Genomic DNA, 18259 nt, shown 5'->3' with positions numbered 1-18259 from the left:
CTTCAGTAGAAATCAAGCTAAAGTTTCTTGAACGTATTGCTCTAACGAAGTACACTGTAAACTAATATTGTAACTTTTTCCTGAAGCTAAATACTTAACTTTAAAATAAAATGCGATCTAACATTAAGCAGCTATTTTACTATATAAAACCTAGTCTACATTATTTTAGCATAGCTTTTATTGCAGTTCTATTTTCAGCTTTAACGATTCTTCTTTTTGGTAGGGGCTTAAGCAACATAATTGATTCTGGCGCAGAGCATAACTTTACTACCAAGCTCGTAGTTGCAATACTGATAGTTTTAGGCATTTCTTTCACTGCATTTATTCGGTTATATTTCATTGGCATTGGCAGCGAAAAAGTTGTCGCAAGAATCAGATATGACTTATATAGCAGTATTACTGATTTACAACCAAGTTTCTTTGAGAATATAGGTGTGCAAGATGTTATCTCAGCATTAATTACTGATACCTCTGCATTGCAATCGATAATAAACAGCAGCTTATTGACAATATTGAGGAATGCGGTGGTACTAACTGGTAGTGTTGCAATGCTGTTATACACAAATCTACATTTAACCGCATATGCAGCTGCAATAATACCCATACTGCTCATTATCATGACTTCACTTGGAAAAAAAGTTCGCAATTATGCACGCTTTGCTCAGGATAAATTAAGTGAGCTTGCATCATTTAGTGAGGAAAATTTTAGATCTATAGTAACCATTAAATCATTTGTACTAGAAGAAAATGAAAAAATTCGTTTTCAGAAACATCTAAACTCAGTATCAAAATCATACGTAAAATTAGTACTCTTGCGTGCTATTTTAGTAACTCTAGTTATCACGTGTGTGATAGGTTCGCTAGTTATTTTGCTTTTTTTTGGAATAAAAGAAGTCTTAAGCAATAATATAACTATTGGAGAACTCTCCTCATTTGTGTTTTATTCGGCGCTTGCGGCAGGAGCTGTCAACAATTTGAGCGATAACGTCAGTGACCTACAACGAGGTCTTGGAATTGTAGAGCGTTTGTTTGAGTTTACGAACATGAAAAGCTCTATAGTAAATGGCGAAAATCCTATAAGAATTGATAGTATTCAAAAAGAAATTGCGTTTAACGATGTAACATTTTTTTATGCTGATAAGCCAGCATTAAATAACGTATCATTTTCTATAGAGGCAGGCCAATCAGTATCAATTGTTGGACCATCTGGCAGTGGCAAGAGCACCATTTTAAAGCTTCTGCTCCGTTTTCACGATCCAAGTGAAGGCAGTATTACTATCGATGGACAGAATATTAAGACAATTGCGCTAAATGATCTAAGATCGCTGTTTGGCTTAGTACCACAAGATCACATGATATTTTCTTGCTCAATAATGGAAAATATACTATATGGCAAACCGGGTGCTGAATATAAGGAAGTCAGGCGAGCTGCTATCAGCGCTTATGCGATGGAATTTATTGATAAGCTACCGGATAAATTTGATACATTTGTAGGAAAAAGAGGACTGAAACTTTCTGAAGGACAAAAACAACGCATCATAATAGCAAGAGCAATACTTAAAAACCCTCAGGTTTTAATACTTGATGAAGCAACTTCCGCCCTCGACTATAAAAGTGAAAGCCTCGTGCAAAAAGCACTTAGCAAGTTGATGCAAAACAGAACAACAATTATAATTACGCACAGACTGTCAACCGCACTCAAAACTGACAAGATTATAGTGATTAATCACGGAAAAGTAGAAGAAGTAGGAACTCATGACTCTCTAATGAGTAAAGATGGGCTGTATGCAAAATTGGTGAAGATATAGTAGAAGTTGAAAGAAAATTTGAGTCATACTAGATTTAGTATCTAGATTATTATTTTATTAATTATTTTAGCTTATAATAATATCATAGTATTTTTTAAGGATCATTATGGCTTGTACTCGTAATATTTCACCACAACAATATATGGCTTCTCATGCATTAATAAAAGCATCAGGATTGATCCATGCGCAGCCTTATATACTTGCAAATGTACCTAATTCACATAATAGCAACTTTGGCTCATGTCATAATCATTGCAGCCCACATTACAATTATCATGATACATTCCACAATTCTTATGATGGATTAGGGTTTCTCTATTAGAAAATTATTTTTGAATCATGTTGTAATAAACTTGCTTGAAAACATGGCAGACTGTCAGTTTATAGTAAGTTTTCTTATTTTATTTAACTTTATATAACAATTTTAGGAGGTTTTTATGCCCAAAAATATCAATACAGATAAATCTGTATTATATAAAAGAAGTCTTGCTGTATATGCAGGTGAAATTAAAGATGAGGTTGAACTTTTAATAGATAAGATCAAAGGACTTATAGGTGAAATAAAAGTTGTAACGAATGAAGCTAAGGTTGGTGAAGAAGAAGCTACAAGTGGTAAGGTTAAACCTTTAATAGATGATACCAAAGAATGTATAGAAAAAATAAAAGTTTTAATGGATAAAGTTGATGTAGATGAAAAAAATTCTATCATTAATGATTTAAAAGGACTTATAGGTGAAATAAAAGTTATAATGGGTGAAGCTAATGTTGATTTAAAACAGCTTACTATAGATGAAGGAAGGTCTGTCATGGATGAGTTCGAAGAACTTATAGAAAAAATAAAAGTTATAACGGATGAACCTGAGGTTGGTGTAAAACAGCCTACGGTTGATGAAGATGAATCTTCAGGAGATGATGTCGAAACAGATGGCAAAGGAAAGCCTACGGTTGATGAAGCTAAATCTTTAATAGATGAGGTCAAAGAACTTAGAGCCTGTACGTGATCTCAAAAAAGGGATAGAATGAGAGGATAAAGTATATAAAGTAGGATATGCGAAGTTTATATCCAAGTGATATAAGTCGAGAAAAGTTTGAGATTATTGTAGCAGATCTGGAGTCTTGCAGGAAGAGGACAAAGCCAAGAACACTTGATTTATATCATGTATTTTGTGGAGTGTTATACGTCTTAAAAAGTGGCTGCCAGTGGAGAATGTTACCAAAAGAGTTTCCAAAATGGCGGAATTGTTACGACTATTTTAAGAAGTGGAGTGAAAAAGCAGATGCAAATAAAGAAAGTGTTCTGGAGCTGGTATTAAAAAAAATAGTTGGCGTGGTCCGACAAAACAATGGTCGGAAAGAAAAAACCAGCTTCTGCATAATTGATGCACAAAGCGTAAAAAATGCAGATACTGCTGAAGAAAAAGGCTATGATGCAGGCAAAAAGGTTTCAGGAATAAAACGCCATATTGCGGTAGATACACAAGGTTTACCCCACGCAATTTATATAACAACGGCAGAAATAACTGATCGTAGTAGCGCTGTGAGAATGGTTAAAAATGCTAAAGAAAACCTATCTGAAGTTAAAAATATACTAGTTGATGCTGGCTACACAGGAGAAAATTTTGCAACACAGATGAAAGTAACTATTGGTGCAACTGTTGAGGTGAAGCGAATTACACACCTTTGTCGTATTGCCGAAAAGATGGGTTGTTGAGAGATCTTTTGCTTGGTTGCAAAAATGTAGGCGATTGTGGAAAAATTGCGAGCGGAAACTCAACACTAGCCTGCAAATGGTCGTTCTTGCTTTCGCTGCTTTGCTTCTGAAAAGATTATGAACAGGCTCTTATAGGAGAAATAAAAGTTATAATTGATGGGGTTAAACCTAAAGTTGATGATACAGAAGACAAAGAAAAAGCTACAAGTGATAAGGTTAAACCTTTAATAGATAAGATCAAAGAACTTATAGGTGAAATAAAAGTTATAACGGATGAATCTAAGGTTGATGTAGAACAGCCTACTGTAGATGAAGAAAAGTCTATCATGAATGAGATCAAAGAACTTATAGTAGATGGAATAAAGCTTATAATGGATGAAGTTAAACCTAAGATTGATGACAAAGTAGGTAAAGAAAAATCTATAGAAAGTGAGTGGAAACCTATAATGGATGAAATTAAACTCATAATAGATAAGGTTATACCTACGTTAGATGAGAAAAAACCTACGGTACACGAAGAAAAGCTTACAGTAGGTGAGATTAAGACACTCATCACAAATGAGGTTAAAACGATAAATGAGAAAAAACAGACAGAAAATGAGGTTAAATCTGCAATAGAAGGAATGAAACAATCTATAACGGATGCGGTTAAATCTTTAATAGATGAGAAAAAGCCTACAGTAAATGAGGTAAAACCTGTAATATGTGAGTTCAAGCCTATAATCGATGGTCTCTCGCATTCCAAGCATTATCATGGCAGTCCATGTCATAGTAGTTACGATGCAGGATGGAATCACTGTGGCCATAAGATGATGTACGATGTGTTACCTGATACAGTGCATCCAGGGCATTTTGAATATTTCTACTAATTGGCTTTCCTACATCGTACAGCCGTACTGTCAATAAGTAGTGTAAATTATTCACTATGGATAGAGATGCATGCTATGCATCTCTATCCACTAATTGTCTCTTAACAATCCTTTAAAAATACATACTTCAAACAAGTATAAACAACTGATATGAGATAACTCTTCAACTAGCCCCACTTGTCCGCTATACTGCTATAGATTTTATAACAGTATAGTGAATGAGCATTTTTAAGCGGATTTTTTCTCTAATTTTTGGCAAATTAGGTGAATTAAAGCAAACGGGTGTTATAAGCACAAGTGCAGAAAATTTTATCGTAGAGCCTCCAAGCAATAGAGCACATGGTGATATCTATACAAATGTTGCTATGGTGCTTGCAAAACATGAAAAGAAGAATCCCATTGAAATCGCAGAAGTTTTAGCTAAAGAGTTTGAGCTTTTTGATCCAGTTGCAAAAGTGGAAATGGCGGGCCCTGGGTTCATCAACATGCACTTTAAAATAGAAGTATGGCATGGAATTTTAAAACAAATAAATGAGCTGAAAACAGAGTTTGGCACCCTAGATATAGGGAACAATCAAGCCATCAATGTTGAGTTTGTATCTGCAAATCCAACTGGGCCAGTACATATTGGTCATGCAAGAGGGGCAGTATTTGGTGACGTTCTGGCAAATTTATTGAAAAAAGTTGGTTATAAAGTTACTAAGGAATACTATATTAATGATGCTGGAGCGCAGATAGATACACTAATAAAGTCAGTATATTTGCGGTATAAGGAAGCTCTGGGAGAAAAAATTAGCATCGAAAAAGGTTTATACCCAGGTGAATATTTAAAACCAATAGGGGAGGGGCTAGCTAAAAAATATGGCAAGGAGCTTAGAGAAGAGGAAGATAATCGAGTAATTAGAGAATATACTTTAAGTTCTATCTTAGAACTTATAAAGGAGGACATGAGCTTGCTTGGAGTCAATCATGATATTTTTACTTCAGAGTATGAGCTACAAAAAAATGGCAAAATCGAAGAGAGTATAAAGATATTATCTGACAAGGGTTTGGTGTATGAAGGGTACCTAGAGAAACCAAAAGGCAAAGAAAGTGAAAGTTGGACTTCCAGAAAAGAAATGTTATTTCGTTCTACAAAATTTGGCGATGATGTTGACCGCGCACTGAAAAAAGAGGATGGTAGCTGGACTTATTTTGCCTCAGATATCGCTTATCATTTCGATAAGATATCACGTGGTTTTAACAATATGATCGTAGAGCTTGGTAGTGATCACGGTGGTTATGTCAAAAGGCTAAAAGCAGTTGTCTCGGCGCTAAGTGATGATCAAGCAAAGATAGAGGTAAAACTGCATAATATTGTGAATTTTTTTGAAAATGGCAAACCTGTTAAAATGTCCAAAAGATCAGGGAACTTTCTTACAGCCAGGGATGTGGTGGAAGAGGTTGGCATGGATATCACTCGTTTTATAATGTTAACACGCAAGAATGATATGGTCTTGGACTTTGATTTTGTTAAAGTAAAAGAACAATCAAGAGACAACCCTATTTTTTACGTGCAATATGCCCATGCTCGTGCTCACTCATTAATGCGTAATGCTCCAAAAGAGCTTCCAACAGCAGATCCTTCACTTTTAAAGACCGATGGGGAGCTCTTCCTCATAAAAACCTTAGCAAAGTGGCCAGATGTGGTAGGAATATCTGCAAGGCTTTGTGAGCCACATAGAATTACTTTCTACTTACTTGAAGTTGCAGAAGCGTTTCACGTTTTATGGGGGTATGGCAAAAGTGATTTAAACATGCGGTTCATACTAGAAGATAACTTGAACCTCACCGCTGCAAGAATGTTTCTCGTCCAAGCCTTAGCGCACGTAATCGCTTCTGGGCTTTCTATTTTTAATATAGAGCCTTTGAAAGAGATGAGTTAATTTTAAGGCCAAAAATTATACAAGAGGTCTGTTAAAATCACGTATATCGATTGTCTTGAAGTCACACAATTGTTCTGTAGAGCTATGTCCTGTAATAATTACTATACCGTTCTGCTCAGAGCGTATTGAGATTAGGTTCAATACTAATTCACATGTTGTGCTATCAAGATTACAAAATGGTTCGTCTATCAGCCAAACGTTTGCATTAGAAATTAAGAGGCGAGCAAGCGCAACTCTTCTTTTCCAACCTGCAGAAAGTTCACCATATCTAATGTTAAATACAGGTTGCAACTCTAAACAATAAGCAGCTGCCATAACTAATTCTCTAGTGTTCCGTATTCTTGCCCAGAATTGTATGTTTTCACCAACTGTTGAGCTATCTTTACAAGCGTTCTTATGCCCTATGTAGACCATGGAAGGTATAAAGGATTTGGGGTCATCATATATGTCTTTTCCGCAGTATCTTATATTGCCTGATACTGGTGGTAAGAGTCCAGATAAACTTCTGATTAAGCTGGTTTTGCCGCTACCATTTGGACCAGTGATTAAGATTTTTGATTTTGGCTCAGCTTTAAAATTGAGGTTTTTAAATAATACTTTGTTATTACGAGCACAGGATAGATTTTTACATTCAAGCATGGATTATCTGCCTTTTCCTTTATATTTACCCTTAGTTGAAGACTGAGCTTTTATAAATAGCTCCCAAAATCCTTTCTTATCACTTTCTTTGTGTATCAATTGCGCAAAATGTTTCATTAAACTATTACCCATCATAACCATCTTTGTCCATTTGCCTAACGGTTTTGCTATATCAACTATTTCTAGATCTTCTTTGTAAACTTGCATATTCTTTTGTTTCTCCCTTAGCATTTCCTGTTGTTTCATCAACTCTTTTTGCTTATTTTTTTGATATAATTCATTAAATCTTCTATTTTCTTCCCACTCTTCTTTGAGAACTTTTAGAGGAAATATAATTTTTCTAATATGATTTTTGTATATTTTTCTCAAAAAGAGAAATACTGCAATTACAGCAAGTAGTTCCGTACTGTATATAATGATTTGTCCGAACGGCATTTTTATACTCAGCTTATTGGCAAGCGGTATTTATAATTATACCATAACTATAGAAATTTTACAATTTTTTTCTGGATAAAGATAGTAGACTAAAAATTTCTAAAGGACAAAAGCAACGTATTTACGTACAGGCTATCAACTACTACACTCAAAACTGACAAGTGATTAATCATTGGAGAGTAGAGGAATCACGGCTCTCTAATAAATAAAGATGGACTGTATCAAGCTGGTGAGTAAGGTGGAAATTGAATAATTGTTGGTTATCATGCTAGATCTATAATATAAGTTATAAAATTTTTAATTATTTTGGCTTATAATAATTTCTGAGTTAACCTGAGATTTTCTGAACTGTGGTTTCTTTTACCCATGTTGAATGATTAGCTTTTACACTCTAATTTAATTCCAGTTTTGACTGTATAGGAGGTCACAATGTCAAACAATATCTATAGCGATCAAGTTAATAATAGTAATTTATATGCCAACAAACTTTTTTATGGTGAAGATGATGATGAATTAGAAGGAGATTTACTTCGTGACTGTAGAGATGAAACTGAGAAGGTAAAAGATAAGTTAGTAAAGTGTACAAAAGGTACTGCGGAATTGCAAGAAGAAATTGGAAATGCTGAAGCAGAAACTAGTAAATTAAAGTTACAGGTTCAAGAAGAGAAAGGGAAGGTAGAACAAACTAAAAATGAAGCTAAGACAGCAAAAGCAGAAGCTGAGAAGTTTAAAAACCAGGCTAAAGAAGAAAGAGAGAAGGTAGAACAAACTAAGAATGAAGCTGAGGCAGCAAAAGATGAGTTAATACAGTGTAAAAAAGATGCTGAGAAGATGAAAGAAAACGGTGGACAGGCAATTAATCAGGAAAAATGTGATGATATTAAAGCAGAAGCTGAACAAGCAAAATTAGAAGCTAAATTAGCAAAAGAGGAAGTTTTGAGGTGCAAAATTGAACAGGAGAAAGAAGAAGTGATGCAGAGTAAGATTGAAGGAGTAAAAGAAGAACTTTTAAAGTGTAAAATTAACATGGCAAAAGCAGAGACTGAGTGGTATAAAAAAGCAGCTGAAGAATGTAAAAATGAGAAAAGAATCGATACAGATAAACCTAGTATTAAGGGAGGGAATGAAAGTGGAGAAATTACATCACAAGAAATAACCCCAAATCATTCCGAGCAAGAAAATTGTGGAGTGTATGCTCGTTACTATCAAGCGAATAATAAGATAGGTCATCAAGGTTTTAATACATCTGATTTACTCAGGGAATTGTATCCTGAGATGTACAGTAATCCTAGAATTGCAAAACATATAGAAAAGGGAACAGATGGTCATTATGGTGCAGTAAATTTTAAATTTGCCTTTACAGGGGATATTGATTCAGCAGCCAGTTTTAGTAATATGAAATGTGGTCAATGTGTGAGTAATCCACAAGAGTTATCCTGTCAGGACGATAAAATTAAGAGTTTCTGTTACTATGACGTTTTCTTTAATAATATGGAATGCAACAAGAACTTGTTTTCTAGAGAATCATGTCCTGATCTCATTAGAAAATCCGGTGGAATAAGTGTTATAAAAGCAAAACAAGTTTCACCATTTATACTTGTTAATAACTCAGGACAAATGATAGATAAAGAGGGCAATAATACTCAAATACAATATAATTTATTAAAGCCTTATCTAAAGGCTAATGGTAAAATCAAGGACTGTGGAAATGATCAAAATTGTAAAGATTATAATGCAATTATGAAGAAAGTTGCATGGGATACTGATAAGGAAGTATTATTAAAAACTGTTTTTGATGATACGCAAAGAGCGAGTCCTTACTATGAAGATAATTCTGTTTCTGATGATACTAATTTTATATAAGACTAAATGTTTTCTGGGCTTTTCAGCTCAGAGAACATTTTTGTAGAAAAATAGAATTGGTGACCTTACTCAAAAAAAAAGTAGAGAAGAAGTTTTTGTTGTGAGAATAAATTTAGCAGAGTTTATAATATAATATTTAAGTTATTTATGATAAAAAATAGATTTCTTGCATAACCAGCCAGTCTGGGATTTAGCAAGAAAATCTAGATTCCAGCGTTACGCGCTGGAACTCTTTAAATTCCAGTAGTGTAAGAAATCTAATTTCTACGTATTCAAATATGGAAGTTCTAGTTTGTTGAACAGAACGTTGAGAAGTATCAATAAGAAGCTCCCTTTTGAGTAAACTTTTCTGCAACGGAGTTATCGTAATAACATCCCTTATGTAAGTTGCATGAGCAAATTGGTCAAATATACGAAAGAGTTATAATACAGATTTTACTCAAAAAATATTGAAACAATCTCACACATCTTAAACTAAGTTCTCAATTTCTCAAAGAAATCTTTTAACAAAAGAGAACATTTTGTTTCTAATATTCCACCATAAACTTCAGGTATGTGGTTACAGAATTGAAATATTCTAGTGCCATTTTCAACTCCTCCACCCTTGGGATTGTAAGCCCCGAAGTACAGACGTTTAATTTTTGCAAAAGAGATAGCTTGAGCGCACATCGGGCACGGCTCTAACGTTACGTACATTTCAGCTTCATAAAGCGTGGAAGTTGAAAATGCTTGTCTAATTGTTAACATTTCTGCATGTGCAGTTGGATCATTAGATATATTGTGTGCAGAGGAGATGATATTGTTTCCATTAACTATTACAGCACCTATTGGCACTTCGCCATCTTTCTGAGCAAGTTTTGCTTGCTCTATGGCAAGTTCCATGTATTGGTACTTAAACATTAGGTGCTTGGGTAAATATAATTTTCTTTTCTTGGCTTTTCTATTTTTTCTAAGTTATAGAATTCACTAAGGACTATTGTCCTTTTTACAAGGCTATCTATTTCTCGCTTTAAATATTTTTTTATTTCTTCTACCGATTTTAGTTCGTTTATAGCTATAACTACTTCTTCCATTATATCCTCTATAATTTGATCCTCTTCTAATTTATATATTATTTGTTCTACATGCCTATTCAATTCCTCGAAGGTCGCAGATCCATATGTTTACTATTTCTTAGTAACATTTTTTACCTCTCTATTAGAATAGAGTTTATTAAGTTCTATTAAACTCTATTGTCAATAGCTGCCTTAATAAATGATGTAAAGAGAGGATGAGGAGAAAATGGTCTTGATTGAAATTCTGGATGAAATTGCACACCAATAAACCATGAGTGATTTTTTAGCTCCACTGCCTCTATGCATGTTTTATCTTCTGATATACCACTGCATATCATTCCATTCTCTTCTAAGTTATTTTTATAATCTAAATTAACTATATATCTGTGTCTGTGTCTTTCTGAAATAGTGACACTACTATACACATTTGCCATTTTTGAATTTGGACTTACATTACACTTGTATGTTCCAAGTCTCATGGTTCCACCAAGATCAACGTTCTTACCATCAGCGAGCTTGATGATTTGGTGTTTGCAAGTATAAAATTCTTCAGAGTGTACATCTTCAAGCTTAATAACGTTACGAGCAAATTCAATCACTGCAAGCTGCATACCAAGACATATTCCTAAAAAAGGAATGTTATTTACACGGGCATAGTTTATTGCTAATATTTTACCTTCTATTCCATTATCACCAAATCCTCCTGGAACAAGGACTGAATTAGAGCTTTGTAATTTTTCTCTGATAAACTTTGCATCTATAGATTTTCCATTCTCTTCTCTTGAGTTGACCCAATTTATCTTCACTCTAGCTTTATTACTAATTGCACCATGGTTTAATGCTTCAATCAGTGATTTATATGCGTCAGGAAATTCAGTATATTTTCCTACTATGGAAACGATAACTTCTTGTGTTGGATGTTTCATAGAGTGTACTATTTGGTCCCATTCAGGTAAGCTTGGTTTTGGCTTACTTAAGTGAAAGTGATCCAAAATTTGTGTCCCGAGCCCACATTGATTATACAAGGACGGTAACTCGTATATATGGTTTACATCAGGAGCAGGTATTACGTTAGATAAAGAAACATTGCAAAGATTGGCTATCTTTTCTTTTTGATTATCGGAAATTTCTTTTTCACTGCGACATAATATAATATCTGGTTGTAACCCCGCAGAATTTAACTCTCGAACTGAATGCTGTGTCGGTTTTGTCTTTAATTCTTGTGCTGCAGTGAGATATGGTATTAAAGTTAAGTGAATAAGGATAACTTTTTGCTTTCCTAGTTTATAATTAACTTGGCGTATAGCTTCCAAAAACGGTTGGCTTTCAATATCACCTACGGTTCCGCCTATTTCGCATATTACAAAATCTAAATCTTCTGTACCATTAAAAATGAAAGATTTGATTAAATCTGTCACATGAGGAATGATTTGCACAGTTTTGCCTAGATAATCACCACACCTTTCCTTCTTTAATAATTTATTATATACTTTACCAGTTGTTATATTGTCGTCCTTGGTTGCTTTAATTTTAGTAAAACGCTCGTAATGTCCAAGGTCTAAATCAGTTTCAGCACCATCCTCAGTAACAAATACTTCCCCGTGCTGAGCTGGGCTCATTGTTCCAGGATCAATGTTGAGATATGGGTCAAGCTTTCTGATGCGAATATTGAATCCATGAGCTTGAAGAAGTGCTCCCACACTTGAAGCAACTAAACCCTTACCAAGTGATGAAACAACTCCACCTGTAACAAAGATAAACTTGGTTTCTTTCATTAATTTTCAAATGGAACAGAAGTTGATTGGCCTTCTTGCTTCTTTTCTGATATAATCTTCTCTGCAATTGATTTTTTATGTACATCTTTTGAACATAATCCTGATAGTAACAGTGTATTTATAATGAACAGTCCAGCAACTATAGAAGTTATTCTACTGAGTGGATTTTCAGAAGACTTTACCGGAATTATTGAATTCATTCCCTGTTGTGAATTACTAAAGCCACTTAATGAACTACTTCCAGGTGGCTGCAGGAGCACTAAAATTACCAATACAACAACTAATATTATTTGAAGTACACTAAGTACTGTTACTGACATTATGAATAGAGCTAAAATAAAAATTTTAGGAGCATAAGGATCATAAGTCAAGAATATCTTTACCCGAGTAACTTGACTACTGGAATCCAAGTATGTATTAAACCTTATTTAAATTATGAGCTATCACATTTTAAAATACAAAGATTATGAACCAAAAATGGATGAAAGTTCTTTTATCGCAGATGGTGTGCGTATCATAGGTAACGTTGAAATAGGAAGGAATGCGAGTATCTGGTTTAATTGTGTGATCAGAGGAGATGTTGGATCAATCAAAATAGGTGATGAAACGAATATTCAAGATGGCACCGTAATTCATGTAGATAGAAATCCAGGCGGTGACACGATTATTGGTAGTATGGTGACGGTTGGACATTTTTGTGTGTTACATGCATGCACGATACATGATAAAGCATTTATTGGTATGGGCTCTGTTATAATGGATCATGCGATTGTGGAGTCTGAAGCTATGGTAGCTGCTGGTTCACTGGTGACACATGGAAAAGTGATAAAAAGTGGTGAAGTATGGGCTGGCAGGCCAGCACAATTCTTCAAAAAAATGTCAGATGAGGAAATTAAACATATTACACAATCTGCACAAAATTATATCATGCTGATGAAAGAATATAAGGCTATATGCTAGGTTGAGAAATCTTCAGCTCTGATGGACATTCTACGTTAACTACTTCAAAAGTTTCTTCAACTATAGAATGCTTATCAATATAAGGCTCAATCACTTTTTCAACTCTAGTTTGCTTATCAATATGCTGATTAATAAAACTACCTCTGACTAGAATATCCTTTATTGGCCAGTTTGTTTCTGTTGGAGTACCTGATAGCATAGCTGCATATTGTGCTTTTGCTGATTTTAGAGAAAAAGACATAGTATTGTTCGAGTTAAGAGAGAAATTTACATCGTCTTTACAATCTTTTAGATCTATATCTTCTGGAAAATCTGGTATTTTTGACTGTATCATTGCTCTTATGGGATTCATCCATCTGAACTTTTCAGTAAGTATCCCTACCTCTTTTGGCACTTGTAATGGGATGATAATATCATTGCTAATTCCATTCTCTTCTTGAGAAAAAAGTTCAGTGTATGCTTCTTTTTTACTGTGTTTCTCAAAATACTTAGGAAAATACATATTAAGGTATTCAGAGTGTAGCTCTATACGATTTTTCTGGTCATCCTCTAGAGTAAATGTATATTTACCACCATTTTGCTTAAGCTCGCACAATTTAAATTTACTAAAGTCAGAGTCTGGAAATGGCTTTTCAATTTCAAAAGCAAGTGTAAGAGTGTGCGTTGTGTGATCAAATTCATTTTTTTCTTGTAGACCATCTTGTAGACTATAGTACTTATTTTTTTCATATTCCTTTTTTTCTCTATTAGCATTAACTTCCTGTTCATCAAAACTTTCAACAGCATAAAAAAATTCTTTTTCATCTAGCTCTTCTCCTGTTAGAGCATCCTCAAACACATCCTCTAAATCAATCTCATTACCTTTCGTTTCTATTTTATTCTCTATACTTATTTTTTTTGTATGGTCATTTCCATTTCTAGCAGTTGTTTGATGATGTGTATCGTTAGTTTGAAAAAAGCTCTTTACTTTTGATATTAAGCTAATCCATGAAAGTCTGACTTGATTAAGTAGCCATTTAAAACTCTTCATTGTTTTGCCCCATCTAACTACTAAAAATTGTAACAGAATAAATTAAATATGTCAATAAGATACACAAATTGTACTAACTGGGAATTAGTGGCAGCACTTAACATCTGTGTAAATTTTGACATAGGCGTTTTCTGCATTTTAACCAAATCAGTGAGGAGAACATCATTGACCTTCTCCTTTTAGAAGCAACTTAAAAAAAATTAATAAAATTTTATCCATCAGATTAAGGAAGTGAATGACTAGTGCTACTTATATATGATTCTCTTGATTCATCTACTTTAGTATTAGGTCTTAGTGCTTCATATGTAGCACCACCAGATACGAGTGCAGATGCTGTGGCTATGACAATTATTGCTAACAGACTTAGTCTAGTTGTATGTGCAAGTACAGTACTTGCTACCAGTCCAACAGCAAGACCAACACCAATAACAGCAGTGTGCAACATTATCGGGTTCGCATTAGACGTACAGCTTACTAACTCTTTGTAATACTTTTCTGATTCTTTTTTTATGCCCTTGAGCTTATTTAGATCTTCTTCTTTTATTTCAGCATTGAATTCTAGTTTATTACATAATTCTTGCATTTCTTTTGCTTGTTTTTCTACTTTTTTAACAAAATTTATTATTTTTATTCCTTGTAATTTTATTATTGTTTCCTTAAGTAGTAACATTGATATTGGCATTGCTATTTCTTCTACCTCTTTTTCTATTTTCTTTTCCAATTCCACTACTTTTTCTATTCTTTCGTCTGATATGTCATCGTCTTTTTTTAGTTCTATTTCAAATTTTCTTTTTTTTAACTCTGCTTTTGCACCTTCTAATGATTCTAATGCATTCCATAGCTTTTCACCAGAATTCTGACTCCGTTTTTGGTGACATAGACTGACTGCTTTTGGACTTTTTTGGTGACATAAGCTGAAATTTAATTTCTTTGAGCTTTTTTGCATTTTCACCTGCATTTACTTTAACCATAATAAACCTCGCATATTAAATAATGCTATTACATAATATCTTTAAAGCTCAAGGTCAAATAGTATCTTTACATAATATAACTCATAAACAGATAATTTTAGTGTAAATTGACGTATTTACTTTGTGCTATGGTTTGAGATGGAATAACAACTTGCTTCAATATGGAAAGGCAGTACAACTCTATAATCAAGTTACTGAACTCTCATTTACTCCTCTTTTTTTTGTAAAACAATCTACAATTTATTAGAAGATCTTCAGATAGACGTTGATCATTGGTTGCGTTTTTACAGTGAGACAAGACCTCATTCTAGTAAATATTGTTATGGCGATGTAGACTTTCCTGAATAGAAAACATATTGCTTTTTAGAAAAATATTGGTAGCATTACATTAAGAGACTGATATTAGTTTTCAATTTTTCTGTTAGTTAATTCTTGCTTGCTAGGTTAAGTTGTGTCTGGTAACCATAATGGCAAATCTTGTTAATTTGAGGCGTGGATTTTAGCCTCTTTCATCCTTACATTAGTTACATATTCTTTCGCAGAGGGCTAATGAATTTATTAGTAAAATTCAGTAATTTATAACTGACAATTAGAGCTGTTAATTAGCAACTCACTTTAAATAAGTTACTCAACTGTGACAGATTTAGCTAAATTTCTCGGACAATCTACATCTAACCCTTTTTTTTCTGCAATAGAATAAGCAAGAAATTGCATAGCAACACTGTAGATAATTGGAGAAACAAAATTGTCAACTTCTGGAAGTTGCACCACATCTATGCAAATTCCCTTTAAGAGCGGTGCTCCTTGCTTATCACTAAAGGCAATTACTTTACCTTTTCTTGCAATAATCTCTTGTATATTGGATAGCGTTTTAAAGAATAAATTATCGTAAGGAATAATTGCGATAACAAGTACAGTAGAGTCTATCAAAGCGATAGAACCGTGCTTCATTTCTCCCGCTGCAATACCAATTGTGTTGATATATGAAAGCTCTTTTATCTTCAATGCACCTTCCATTGCAACTCCATATGAGCTTCCTCTCCCAATTATAATTATATTATTGTGCTCTAATATACTGCCTGATATATGTTGTATTTCCATCACATTCAAAACATGCTCAACATGTTCGGGAATAGAATTAATAGCACCGCTTAGTTCCTTTATCCTCTCTCTACCCAGTATACCTTTTATTTTTCCAAGTTCTACAGCAAAGCATGCTAAAATTGCAAGCTGCGTAGAAAAGGTTTTTGTCGAAGCAACACCAATCTCAGGTCCAGCAAGAGTATGCAATACAATATCTGAGGCTTTTTCTATGCTGCTATTAAATGTATTAATTATGCTAATGATCATTTGTTTCTGCAATCTCGCATAACGTAGTGCTTCCATAGTATCTGCAGTTTCACCAGATTGAGAAATGAATAAGCCAATACTACCTTCTTCGAGCTTGACGCTGCTATACCTAAATTCTGACGAGATTTCTAGATATACCCGAATTTGAGCAATACTTTCCAGCCAACACTTTGCTATTAGTCCAGCAAAATAGGATGAACCGCATCCAACTATAGTAATGTAACCTAGTTCAGAAAATAATTCTTTGTTGATTTCTTTATATTGTTTATAAAATTGATTTATTGTTTTGTTTAATGCATACGGTTGCTCAAAAATTTCTTTTAGCATAAAGCTAGGGTAACCATTTTTACTAATTAGAAAATTTCTTGGACTGCTATTTTCTGTTCTGCGTTTAACTTGTGTACCATTATTATATATACTAAATTCGTTAGATTTTATTACTGCAATATCATTATCTTCTAAATGCAATATTTTTTCTACAAATGAACTCAAAGCATTAGTATCAGAGGCAGCAAATACTTTATTACAGTTATATCCTATTGCTAAAGGCAAATTTCTTTTTGCAACAAATAAAGTATCTGGATATTCTGCAAATAATAAAGCTAAAGCAAGTGAACCTTGTAAATTGTTTAGACACTGTAATATAGAATCAACTGGTGACAATCCTTCATTAAGATATGCAGTTAATATGTTTGGTATTACTTCTGTATCAGTGTCGGTATGAAAAGATACCCCCTTTTCCTCCAGGTCCTTTTTTAATATATTGTAATTTTCAATTATGCCATTATGAGCAACAACAACATTATTTATATAAATGGGATGAGCATTTTTAAGATTTGGAACTCCATGTGTAGCCCAACGAGTATGTGCTATACCAACTTTGCTACTAGATATCTTGCTCTCATGAACAACTTCACATAATCTTTCAACTTTACCTTCTGATTTTTTGACTTCTATCTTACCTCTATTATTTATAATTGCTATACCTGAAGAGTCATACCCTCTGTATTCCAATTTTTGCAACGCGGTTAGTAAAGTTGGTATTACTGAATCATCGCTACTTACTATACCTAATATTCCACACACTTCTTAAATTATGAAGCATTTTTGTCTTTTTTACTTTCCTCTAGTTTATTTTTCTTGCCATTCTTTTCAACTTTGCTTTTTTCAATAGATTTAGCTACTGGCTTTTGAATTTCTTTATTTAAGATTTCAGATATAGCAGACTTTAGGATTTTTATTTCAATTTTTGGTGCTATTTCTAGTATTAGTTGTGCATTTACTTCGTCAACTTTGTTTACTTCACCTATTATTCCACTAGAAGTAATAACCGTATCACCACGTTTTATTTGATCTATCATCCTTCTATGTTCTTTTAGTTTTTTGTGATTGGGGCGAATAATGAGAAAATAAAATACTACAAATATTAAAATGAGTGGAATAAAGCTAGCAACAGATGCTGATACATTGTTAGTCGCATCTGCCGCAAAAACCTCAGAAATGAACATATTTAATCCCAATTATTAACGATAAAATTAAATAGATTAAGCAGCAATTACAATATCATGTCAAGTCTCTGAAAGAAATTAATTCAAATTAATAAGAAACTTAAAGAATTTTAAGGTGTTTCTGCTGTAATGGCGGGAGTGATGAGACTTGAACTCACGACCTCATGCGTGACAGGCATGCGCTCTAACCAACTGAGCTACACCCCCCATTGCTTTTTAACGTTTGTAATCTTAAAGCTAATCAACGTGTTGCTACTTGTCAATATTTTTTGTTTGCGCTTTTTTGTCTTTTTTATTACTATGTAAATAACTTAATTTCACACATGGCTTATGCAAGTAGTCCCGTTAGGGTTATGCCAT

16 protein-coding genes, 1 tRNA gene and 2 pseudogenes are annotated in these 18259 nt (G+C 33.7%); 8 read left to right on the top strand and 11 right to left on the bottom strand.

The window, feature by feature from the left end:
• The first annotated feature begins 110 nt into the window (after positions 1-110).
• From ABWU64_RS04520 to argS, 5 genes and pseudogenes are all read left to right on the top strand, one after another.
• Positions 111-1808, top strand: coding sequence for an ABC transporter ATP-binding protein (locus ABWU64_RS04520; protein ID WP_341815787.1), 1698 nt, complete (start codon positions 111-113; stop codon positions 1806-1808).
• Between the two features lie 437 nt (positions 1809-2245).
• A complete protein-coding gene (locus tag ABWU64_RS04515) occupies positions 2246-2809 on the top strand; it encodes a hypothetical protein (RefSeq protein WP_353279390.1) in 564 nt (187 codons plus the stop codon).
• A 47-nt stretch (positions 2810-2856) separates the two neighbouring features.
• Positions 2857-3640, top strand: a pseudogene (locus tag ABWU64_RS04510) (IS5 family transposase).
• Between the two features lie 205 nt (positions 3641-3845).
• The gene (locus tag ABWU64_RS04505; protein WP_353279388.1) at positions 3846-4388 is read left to right on the top strand and encodes a hypothetical protein; all 543 of its coding nucleotides are present in this window, start codon (positions 3846-3848) and stop codon (positions 4386-4388) included.
• A 218-nt stretch (positions 4389-4606) separates the two neighbouring features.
• A complete protein-coding gene (argS, locus tag ABWU64_RS04500; protein WP_353279386.1) occupies positions 4607-6313 on the top strand; it encodes an arginine--tRNA ligase in 1707 nt (568 codons plus the stop codon).
• 15 nt (positions 6314-6328) lie between these two features.
• Here argS and ccmA read toward each other — a convergent pair whose 3' ends face one another.
• Positions 6329-6952 carry a heme ABC exporter ATP-binding protein CcmA gene (gene ccmA / locus ABWU64_RS04495; protein ID WP_015588392.1) on the bottom strand — a complete coding sequence of 208 codons (624 nt, stop codon included), beginning with the start codon at positions 6950-6952 and terminating at the stop codon, positions 6329-6331.
• Positions 6953-6955: 3 nt separating this feature from the next.
• On the bottom strand, positions 6956-7387 hold the full coding sequence (locus ABWU64_RS04490) for a hypothetical protein (protein WP_015588393.1): 432 nt from the start codon (positions 7385-7387) through the stop codon (positions 6956-6958).
• Between the two features lie 429 nt (positions 7388-7816).
• Here ABWU64_RS04490 and ABWU64_RS04485 point away from each other — a divergent pair, with 429 nt between their 5' ends.
• The gene (locus tag ABWU64_RS04485) at positions 7817-9250 is read left to right on the top strand and encodes a hypothetical protein (protein ID WP_353279384.1); all 1434 of its coding nucleotides are present in this window, start codon (positions 7817-7819) and stop codon (positions 9248-9250) included.
• Between the two features lie 474 nt (positions 9251-9724).
• On the opposite strand, the gene ABWU64_RS04480 is transcribed toward ABWU64_RS04485, so the two are convergent.
• The 4 genes from ABWU64_RS04480 to secG form a co-directional block, all read right to left on the bottom strand.
• A complete protein-coding gene (locus ABWU64_RS04480; RefSeq protein ID WP_010404879.1) occupies positions 9725-10132 on the bottom strand; it encodes a nucleoside deaminase in 408 nt (135 codons plus the stop codon).
• Positions 10133-10149: 17 nt separating this feature from the next.
• Positions 10150-10386, bottom strand: a complete 237-nt coding sequence (locus ABWU64_RS04475) for a hypothetical protein (protein WP_225416300.1) — start codon at positions 10384-10386, stop codon at positions 10150-10152.
• A gap of 86 nt (positions 10387-10472) precedes the next feature.
• Positions 10473-12080: a CTP synthase gene (locus ABWU64_RS04470; RefSeq protein WP_353279383.1), complete on the bottom strand. Its 1608-nt coding sequence runs from the start codon at positions 12078-12080 to the stop codon at positions 10473-10475.
• A complete protein-coding gene (gene secG / locus ABWU64_RS04465; protein WP_007302593.1) occupies positions 12080-12400 on the bottom strand; it encodes a preprotein translocase subunit SecG in 321 nt (106 codons plus the stop codon). Before secG ends, ABWU64_RS04470 begins: the two co-directional genes overlap by 1 nt.
• Before the next feature lie 115 nt (positions 12401-12515).
• Here secG and ABWU64_RS04460 point away from each other — a divergent pair, with 115 nt between their 5' ends.
• A complete protein-coding gene (locus ABWU64_RS04460) occupies positions 12516-13040 on the top strand; it encodes a gamma carbonic anhydrase family protein (protein ID WP_015588396.1) in 525 nt (174 codons plus the stop codon).
• Here the strand turns inward: ABWU64_RS04460 and ABWU64_RS04455 are convergent.
• Together ABWU64_RS04455 and ABWU64_RS04450 are read right to left on the bottom strand one after the other, a co-directional pair.
• On the bottom strand, positions 13030-14070 hold the full coding sequence (locus ABWU64_RS04455) for a hypothetical protein (RefSeq protein WP_341815792.1): 1041 nt from the start codon (positions 14068-14070) through the stop codon (positions 13030-13032). The genes ABWU64_RS04460 and ABWU64_RS04455 overlap by 11 nt on opposite strands.
• Positions 14071-14293: 223 nt before the next feature.
• Positions 14294-15016: a hypothetical protein gene (locus ABWU64_RS04450; protein WP_353279382.1), complete on the bottom strand. Its 723-nt coding sequence runs from the start codon at positions 15014-15016 to the stop codon at positions 14294-14296.
• A 232-nt stretch (positions 15017-15248) separates the two neighbouring features.
• Between ABWU64_RS04450 and ABWU64_RS04445 the strand changes: the two are divergent.
• Positions 15249-15408 (top strand): annotated as a pseudogene (locus ABWU64_RS04445) (IS481 family transposase); the annotation flags it as partial.
• A 257-nt stretch (positions 15409-15665) separates the two neighbouring features.
• Here the strand turns inward: ABWU64_RS04445 and glmS are convergent.
• From glmS to ABWU64_RS04430, 3 genes are all read right to left on the bottom strand, one after another.
• A complete protein-coding gene (gene glmS / locus ABWU64_RS04440) occupies positions 15666-17477 on the bottom strand; it encodes a glutamine--fructose-6-phosphate transaminase (isomerizing) (protein ID WP_015588399.1) in 1812 nt (603 codons plus the stop codon).
• Between the two features lie 8 nt (positions 17478-17485).
• Positions 17486-17899 carry a preprotein translocase subunit YajC gene (yajC, locus tag ABWU64_RS04435; protein WP_006012489.1) on the bottom strand — a complete coding sequence of 138 codons (414 nt, stop codon included), beginning with the start codon at positions 17897-17899 and terminating at the stop codon, positions 17486-17488.
• Positions 17900-18029: 130 nt separating this feature from the next.
• Positions 18030-18106, bottom strand: a tRNA-Asp gene (locus ABWU64_RS04430).
• Positions 18107-18259: the final 153 nt, after the last annotated feature.

It is taken from the genome of Wolbachia endosymbiont (group B) of Xanthorhoe designata, from assembly GCF_964028585.1.
Lineage (GTDB): Bacteria > Pseudomonadota > Alphaproteobacteria > Rickettsiales > Anaplasmataceae > Wolbachia.
The sequence above is the reverse complement of the archived record's forward strand: the minus strand, read 5'-3'. Positions and strand labels throughout refer to the sequence as shown.